Raw genomic sequence first — 7,609 nt, 5'->3', positions numbered from 1 at the left:
AGCTACTTGAAGAGGGCGGCCCGCTTTGTCAAAAAGCACCCGGAGCTGATCTCTCGATACGAGAAGACGCTGAAGATATTGGAAGTGAATCCGCAGCATCCTTCGCTTAGGATGCACCAGCTTCAAGGCAAGCTGAAGCATCTGCACTCAGTCTCCATCAACATTTCGTTCCGCATCACCTTGGAGTTTTATTTTTCCGCTGAAGAGATTATCTTGGTGAATGTCGGGCATCATAAGGAAGTCTATTGATAATCAAAAATGCTTACAAATATGGATATAATAAAATACATAGGAGCAATGGCTGGGCTTGTTGCCATTATTATTACGATTGTTGTGACATTCGTTCATGGACTGCGTGAATCACAGAATACTGAGAGGAAGCTTGAAGATGCCGAGAAGAAAGTATATGATATTGACTCTGAGTCCATAAAACAGACGATATTATCGCTACATGAATCACACGCCGACCTGAAAGAACAAGCTGACAGTATCAGCAGAATAATCCAAGAGAGTCAGCAACGTATCATTCTAGGCAATCTTTTCAATCTCTACAGCAAGCAGATTGAAAAGTATCAGCAGGAAACACGAACCCGCGCAACGTTTTCATTCTTCTTCGCCATCCTCTCCATGTCTGCTGGCATGGGCTTCATGTTCTGGGGCGGCAGTTTCATCCTCGCAGATCCAACCGCCAACCATGTTGCTGCGGGCGCAGCCATTTCTGCCATCGGGGGCGGCATCAGCGCGTACATCACCACAACCTTTCTTGATGTCCACAAGCTGTCGCTCACGCAGCTCAACCGCTATTTCACTCAGCCGGTCATCAATGATCATATCGTTATGGCGCAGCGGCTTGCGGAAGATGTGAAGGACGATGAAGTCAGAAAGAAATCCTACGAGAAAATCGTCAACAGCATCACCGCGCTGATTGATGCCACCAACGCGGATCTGCATAAAAGCGGCGGGAAGTGATTGCTGCCCGCCTCTGATGCCGAGCAAGAAAAGCTGACACTCCCTGCGCCGTTGCGACAGAGTTTCGGTCTGGGGGAATTTGGAAGACTGAGCAGGCCGCCGCCATTCTGCCTTTTGCTGTTTGACAACTTGGCAAAATAACAGAAGGTATGCGCTGATTATCGTCTCGTTGGCAGCAAGCAGCAACTGGCTGCGGATCAGCAGCGGCCTGTTGTTGTTCGGCTGCAAAAGGCTGCTGTCAAGCAGAACAAGGTTTCTGACAAACAGCAGCTCGTTGCTGCCGAACAACATGTTCCTGTTGCTCGGCAACATGCTTTTGCTGCCCGGCAACATTCGCCTTCGGCTTGCCAGCAGGCAACTGCTGCCGACTAAAATCCCTTTGCTGCCAAGCAGCATCCGTTTTTTGCCGGACTGAAACTGCCTTTTGCCTGGCCGCAAGGCAATTCAACTCATCATGGTAGCCCATGTCAAGAGCTACTGGACGAGGACTTTCTGCCGGAAGCCTGAGCCTGGCGGCATTTATTCCTTGCAGGGTAGGAGCATTCCTTTTACGCTTGTCAGCATCCGTGTTCCGCCAAGACGGAACGCCTTCCCGCCAGACCTCACTTCATCCCCGCGCCGCTGCACACGCTGTCTGCCGGAGCTGAACAACAAGAGAAGAAGAGCTGAGACAGCTCCATGCAGAGCAAAAAAACTGACGCGCCCTACGTTGCCGGGCATATTTCCTCGTACTGCCGTCTGCTGCGAAACAACGCCCGCTATCGTCGCTACTGGCTCTCCGGCAGCATCAGCCAGATTGGCGACTGGTTCAATTACATTGCCATTTTTGTCCTGCTCAGTCAGCTCACCGGCTCCGGCAAGGCTGTGAGCTGGTTTCTGATCGCCAAGCATCTGGCCCCGACTGTTTTTGGCCCGGCAGCAGGAGTGATTGCTGACCGTTACAGCCGCAAAGGCATCATGGTCGGCTGCGATCTGATCCGGGCCGCCTTGGTGCTCGGCTATCTGTTCGTTGAGGACAAGTCGCAGGTCTGGCTGATTTATCTGCTCGCCTTCACGCAGGAGGCGGTCTGGACGTTCTACAGCCCGGCCAGGCAGGCATCGCTGCCGAATTTGTGCAGCAAGGAGGAGCTGGGCATTGCCAATGGGCTGTCGGGTGCGTCGTGGTCGGTAATGCTGGCTGTCGGCGCGGCCTTGGGCGGTTTTTTCACCGCGCATCTCGGCTGGCAGGCGGCAATTGCTGCTGACAGCGTCAGCTTCCTCCTTTCTTCGTCGGTCATGGCCACAGTCTGCCTGCCGCACAGAGAGCGCAAGACAGCACCTGCCGCCGCCTTCTCCATCAGACGGCTCACTGGCTGGCATGATTTGCGCGAAGGATTTCTGTATGTGCGCTCGCAGCCAAAAATTGCCGCGCTGCTGCTGATCAAGAGCGGCTGGGCCTTGGCAGGCGGGGTGCTGGTGATGCTGGCGGTCTTTGGGGAGCAGGTCTTCGGCGCAGGCGGAGAAGGCGGGAAAAGCGGGATATTGTTCTCCATGCGCGGCGTGGGCGCGGCAGTCGGCCCGATCCTCGCCTGGCGGCTGATCGGGGAAAGCGAGAAGGCCATGCGGCAGGCAGTGGGCGCAGCGTTTTTTCTTTCCGCCGCCGCCTACCTCCTCTTCAGTCAGGCCCCGGACATGTTCTGGGCTGCGCTCTGGGTCTGCTGCGGTCATGCCGCAGGCTCGGTGCAGTGGGTTTTCAGCACCACACTGATTCACCGCAGCGTTGAAGACCGCTTCCGGGGCCGGGTCTTTTCAGCGGAAATGGCCATGCTCACCTTGGTGCTGAGCCTTTCCATCTGGCTCACCGGCGCGGCCATGGACACAGGCATCAGTCCGCGCCGCATCGTTTTCGGCTTGGCTCTGCTCTATATCCTGCCCGGTTTGACTTGGAGCTGGCATCTGCAAAACAGCAAGGGGAGCTGAAAAGCTCCCCTTGCAGACGCTCACCGGTGCTGCTCGCTCTCCCGGCGGAACTTCCTGCCGTTGTCCGGCCGACCGCCCCGGAACACCGGCTTTTCCTGGACAACCTTGACCGTCACCGGCTTGCCATTGACATCCGCCTGCTCAAAAGCGCTGACGATCTGAGCGATGTAGCGGCTCTCGCCCTCCAGCATGGCGGTGTTGCGCTGGATTTCGATCTTGCCGACTTTGATCCGTCCGCAGCCCGGCACCCCGTTGATCATGCTGATCAGGTTCTCTGGAAGAATGCCGTTGCGGCGGCCCACATTCAGATGGAACTGGGCGAATTCCCTGCTCTCGCCGCGCTCGTCCGCCAGAAAAGGCCGTCTTGGCCGCTCCTCTCTGCCGCCTTCCGTCCCCCCGCGCACGAACGGCGGTTTTCTTGTGTCCCGCCCGCCAAAAGTCTTGCCAAAGCCGTCATTGCGCAGACTTGGCCGCCGCTCCGAAGGTCTGGGGTTGAGGTCCGGCGCATTGCGGTAATAGTCCATAAATCTGCCGAACTCCAAGGCGATAATCTTCTTGACCAAGTCTTCCCGGCTCAGATGTTCCAGCTGCCCGGCGACTTCCGCATAGAGCGGCGCAATCTGCTCCTGATCCACGGCTGTGCCGCTGATGCGCTCAATCAGGCTGACCAACTGCTTGCGGCAAATCTCTTGGCCGTTGGGAATCTGCCGCTGCTGGAACTGCCGCTTCAGCCTGCTTTCCAACTGACGGATTTTGTACAGCTCACGCGAATCCACCAGCACCACTGAGATGCCGGTCCGGCCAGCGCGGCCAGTGCGACCGCTGCGGTGGGTGTAGTTGGCCGCGTCATCCGGCAGGCTGTAGTTGATGACATGAGTCAGATCGCTCACGTCCAGCCCGCGCGCGGCGACATCAGTGGCCACCAAGAGCTGAAGATTGCGGCTGTGGAATTTCTTCATCACCAAATCACGCTGGCTCTGGGTCAGATCGCCATGCAGCGCATCGGCCTTGTAGCCGTCCTGAATCAGCTTGTCCGCAATTTCCTGTGTGTCCATGCGGGTGCGGCAGAAGATGATGGCATAAATCTCCGGGCAGCTGTCCAAAACCCGCTTCAGGGAGGCATAGCGGTCTCTGGGGTGAATCAGATAGTATTCGTGGCTGACGTTCTCCGAGCCGGCGTTGCGCGCCCCGACCGTGACTTCGACCGGATTGCTCATGTACTTGCTGGCGATGTCCGCCACTTCCCGCGACATGGTCGCTGAGAAAAGCAGGGTGTTTTTCTCAGCCGGGGTTTCAGCCAATATCCCGTTCAGCTCCTCTTGGAAGCCCATGTTCAGCATCTCGTCAGCCTCGTCAAGCACGACGAAACGGACAGCGGCAATGTCGGCCAGACCGCGCCGGATCATGTCGCGCAGCCGTCCGGGCGTGGCGACGATGATCTGCGCCCCGCGCCGCAGCTCGCGGCTCTGCTGCTCAATGCTCGCTCCGCCATAGACGGCAACGATGTTGATTCCGCTGATTTTTTGTGAGAAAGATTCCAGATCCCGTGAAACCTGCATGCATAATTCTCTGGTCGGACAAAGGACCAAGCCCTGCGTCCGTCGGCTCGCCGGGTCGGTGAGCTGGATTAAAGGCAGGCCGAAGGCGGCGGTCTTGCCGGTGCCGGTCTGGGCCAAGCTGACGATGTCCGCGTGACTTTTTAAAATAAGCGGAATGGCCTGCTCCTGAATCGGAGTAGGCTCGGTGAAGCCGAGTTCAGAAAGCGCGTTGAGTATCTCGCTGCTGAGGCCAAGCTCTGCAAATGTGCTGCTCATAAAGAATGTTCCTGTGATAACTAGATGCCGTTGGAAAAATACGCAGTCCTTCCAAGAGGAAGGCTCTGTGCGGCGCGGGTTGCGGCGGAAAGGAGACAAGGTGGACTATGAATGAAGATTTGCTAAGATACACTGTGCCGCGCCAGAAAACAAACTGTTTTTTTGTTTCCGCCAGATTTTTTCGACCGCCGCTCACAGCAGCGCAAACTTGGCGAGTCCTTCAGCGTCGGATATTGTTTCCGCGCTGAGGGATGTTGACAGAGATGCCAATATTCTGTTTAATAAAATATGTTCCGCTCTGTTTCATTTTTTATACCGTTAAAAAAAATGTATCAAGCCGCAGCAACAAACACATCTTGCAGGATGCTGTTTTTCCCTTGCCTGCGTCCTGATCTGCCAACGAGAACCATCCATCATGGACAGACGCTCTTTTCTTGCCCTTGGAGCCAAAGCTGCCGCTGGAATTCTTTTTACGCAAACCGTTCCGGCCCTTGCCTCATCCCGTCCCCGCGCAGAAGAAGGTGTAAAAAATTTGGCCTTTTATCATACTCACACCCGCGAATGCCTTGACATCACCTACGCCCGCAACGGAGTGCACGATCTGAAAGCCCTCTGTCAGATCAACAAATACCTCCGAGATTTCCGCACCAGCGAGGTGCATCCTATCGACCCGGCCATACTTGACATCCTCTGGCAGATTCAGCAGGAAATCGGCTGCCGCAGCACCTACGAGATCATCTCAGGATACCGCTCCCCAAAAACCAACCGGAGGCTGCGCGGCAAAAGTGCCGGCGTGGCCAAGCGCAGTCTGCACATGAACGGGCAGGCGGTGGACATCCGCCTCACCGGCAAAAACACCCGGCTGGTGCGTGATTGCGCGGTGGCCTTGGAGCAGGGTGGCGTGGGCTATTACGCCTCCTCAGATTTTGTGCATATCGACACCGGCAGGTTCCGCGTCTGGTAACTGCGGTTTGCTTGCATCAGAAGGCAAAAAATAGGCCTGAAAGACGGCTTCCGCGCCATATACTTGCATCATCAAATACCGTTTCTTTGCGAACTGAAGATATTCTTTTATGAACACAGCTCACTTCCCGATTCCATTTGTCAAAATGAGCGGCACCGGCAATGATTTTATCCTCGTTGACCACCGCCAGCCGCTGATTGAACCTGATTCTATGTCCAAGTTCGCCGCCGCTGTCTGCCGCCGCAAGTTTTCCGTCGGCGCGGACGGCCTGATTTTGATTGAGAATTCCGAGCAGGCAGATTTCCGCTGGCGATTTTTCAATGCCGACGGCTCTGTGGCGGAAATGTGCGGCAACGGAGCGCGCTGCGCTGCCCGCTTCGCCTTCATGCAGGGCATTGCTCCGGCCAAGATGCGCTTTGAGACCTTGGCTGGGCTGATCGAGGCCGAAGTTTCCGGCAAAGAGGTGGCGGTGAAGATGACTGAGCCGCGTGACTTGCGCCTGCATCAGACCATCACCGTCAACAATGCTCCGCTCACCCTGCACAGTCTCAACACCGGCGTGCCCCATGCGGTGGTCTTTGTCGACAATATCGAAGAAACCGACGTGCGCGGCCTTGGCAGGATGATTCGCTATCATGAAGCCTTTCAGCCCGCAGGCACCAATGTCAACTTTGTTCAGAAGCGCGGCGATGCGTTCAAGGTGCGCACCTACGAGCGCGGCGTTGAAGATGAAACCCTTGCCTGCGGCACCGGCTCTGCTGCTAGCGCGATTATCGCCGCCCTGCTTGGCCAAGCCGCCTCGCCGGTGGAAATCATCACCTCCGGCAATGACCGCCTAACGATTTTATTCAGCCTGCCAGAGCATAAGACTGGCGGAACCGCGCCAATTGTTTATAATGTTTTCCTCAAAGGACCTGCCCATGCGGTCTATCAAGGCGAGCTGACCGCCGAGGCATTGCTTTAATCCAAGGAGAACGAGATGACAGCAGCACAACGAATTCAGGGCGCGATCACCGCCATCGTCACCCCGATGCGCGACGGCAAGGTTGACGAGGAAAGTCTGGTCAATCTGATCAATTTTCAGATCGAGAGCGGCATTCATGGCCTTGTGCCCTGCGGCACCACCGGCGAATCCGCCACCCTCAGCTTCGCCGAGCACAAGCGGGTGATCGAGCTGACCGTCAAGACTGTGGCGGGCCGCGTGCCAGTTATTGCCGGAACCGGGGCCAACAACACCCTTGAGGCCATCGAGCTGACCGAATCAGCCAAAGAGAGCGGCGCGGACGCAGTGCTCTCTGTGGTGCCCTATTACAACAAACCCAGCCAGGAAGGGCTGTACCGGCATTTCAAGGCCATCGCCGAGGCAGTGGACATCCCGATGGTGGTGTACAACGTGCCGGGCCGCACGGTCGTCAACATGACCCCCGCAACCGTGGCCCGTTTGGCCGAGCTGCCCAATGTCATCGGCATCAAGGAAGCCTGCGGCTGCCTGAACCAGATTTCCGAGATCATCCGCATCTGCCCGAAGGACTTCATTGTCCTGTCCGGCGATGATTTCACCTCCATGCCCACGGTGCTGATCGGCGGCAAGGGGGTTATTTCGGTGGTCTCCAACGTCATGCCAAAGGCGATGGCCGAGCTGATGGAGGCATCTTTGCGCGGCGACCTCGCCGCCGCCAAGGAGATTCATTACAAGCTCTTCCCGCTCATGGGCACGATGTTCTGCTACCCAAGCCCGGCACCAGCCAAGCAGGCGGCGCATCTGCTCGGCAAGATCGCCTCGCCTGAGGTCCGCCTGCCTATGACCGCGATGGACGAGCCGTCGCTGAGCAAGCTGACAGCGGAGATGGGCAAGCTTGGTCTGATTTGATGCCTTGAACGCCTTTGCAGGGGCGGCGCACAA

General features: G+C 56.8%; 8 protein-coding genes. 7 read left to right on the top strand and 1 reads right to left on the bottom strand.

Going from position 1 to position 7,609, the window contains the following annotated elements:
* The 4 genes from ACNKID_RS04455 to ACNKID_RS04440 form a co-directional block, all read left to right on the top strand.
* On the top strand, nucleotides 1–249 hold a 249-nt coding region (locus ACNKID_RS04455), incomplete at its 5' end, for a type II toxin-antitoxin system YafQ family toxin (RefSeq protein WP_417912233.1).
* Between the two features lie 48 nt (nucleotides 250–297).
* Nucleotides 298–969: a TRADD-N-associated membrane domain-containing protein gene (locus tag ACNKID_RS04450; RefSeq protein WP_417912232.1), complete on the top strand. Its 672-nt coding sequence runs from the start codon at nucleotides 298–300 to the stop codon at nucleotides 967–969.
* Between the two features lie 274 nt (nucleotides 970–1,243).
* On the top strand, nucleotides 1,244–1,384 hold the full coding sequence (locus tag ACNKID_RS04445) for a hypothetical protein (protein ID WP_417912231.1): 141 nt from the start codon (nucleotides 1,244–1,246) through the stop codon (nucleotides 1,382–1,384).
* A 263-nt stretch (nucleotides 1,385–1,647) separates the two neighbouring features.
* Nucleotides 1,648–2,928: an MFS transporter gene (locus ACNKID_RS04440; protein WP_417912230.1), complete on the top strand. Its 1,281-nt coding sequence runs from the start codon at nucleotides 1,648–1,650 to the stop codon at nucleotides 2,926–2,928.
* Between the two features lie 20 nt (nucleotides 2,929–2,948).
* Here the strand turns inward: ACNKID_RS04440 and ACNKID_RS04435 are convergent, their stop codons facing one another.
* A complete protein-coding gene (locus ACNKID_RS04435; RefSeq protein ID WP_417912229.1) occupies nucleotides 2,949–4,742 on the bottom strand; it encodes a DEAD/DEAH box helicase in 1,794 nt (597 codons plus the stop codon).
* A 415-nt stretch (nucleotides 4,743–5,157) separates the two neighbouring features.
* Here ACNKID_RS04435 and ACNKID_RS04430 point away from each other — a divergent pair, with 415 nt between their 5' ends.
* From ACNKID_RS04430 to dapA, 3 genes are all read left to right on the top strand, one after another.
* Entirely contained in the window at nucleotides 5,158–5,706 is a 549-nt protein-coding gene (locus ACNKID_RS04430; protein WP_417912228.1) for a YcbK family protein, read from the top strand.
* A 109-nt stretch (nucleotides 5,707–5,815) separates the two neighbouring features.
* On the top strand, nucleotides 5,816–6,670 hold the full coding sequence (dapF, locus tag ACNKID_RS04425; RefSeq protein WP_417912227.1) for a diaminopimelate epimerase: 855 nt from the start codon (nucleotides 5,816–5,818) through the stop codon (nucleotides 6,668–6,670).
* A 15-nt stretch (nucleotides 6,671–6,685) separates the two neighbouring features.
* Complete coding sequence (dapA, locus tag ACNKID_RS04420; protein WP_417912226.1) at nucleotides 6,686–7,576, top strand: 4-hydroxy-tetrahydrodipicolinate synthase; 891 nt, start codon at nucleotides 6,686–6,688, stop codon at nucleotides 7,574–7,576.
* Nucleotides 7,577–7,609: the final 33 nt, after the last annotated feature.

Source organism: Candidatus Electronema sp. TJ, assembly GCF_048287355.1.
In the GTDB taxonomy this organism is placed as follows: Bacteria; Desulfobacterota; Desulfobulbia; order Desulfobulbales; family Desulfobulbaceae; genus Electronema.
This window is presented reverse-complemented; position numbering and strand designations above follow the sequence as displayed.

Bases quoted from the DNA above. Each gene is read 5' to 3' on its own strand.
- ACNKID_RS04450 (WP_417912232.1), top strand. From the start codon at position 298: ATGGCTGGGCTTGTTGCCATTATTATTACGATTGTTGTGACATTCGTT.
- ACNKID_RS04440 (WP_417912230.1), top strand. From the start codon at position 1,648: ATGCAGAGCAAAAAAACTGACGCGCCCTACGTTGCCGGGCATATTTCC.
- ACNKID_RS04435 (WP_417912229.1), bottom strand. From the start codon at position 4,742: ATGAGCAGCACATTTGCAGAGCTTGGCCTCAGCAGCGAGATACTCAAC.
- ACNKID_RS04430 (WP_417912228.1), top strand. From the start codon at position 5,158: ATGGACAGACGCTCTTTTCTTGCCCTTGGAGCCAAAGCTGCCGCTGGA.
- dapF (WP_417912227.1), top strand. From the start codon at position 5,816: ATGAACACAGCTCACTTCCCGATTCCATTTGTCAAAATGAGCGGCACC.
- dapA (WP_417912226.1), top strand. From the start codon at position 6,686: ATGACAGCAGCACAACGAATTCAGGGCGCGATCACCGCCATCGTCACC.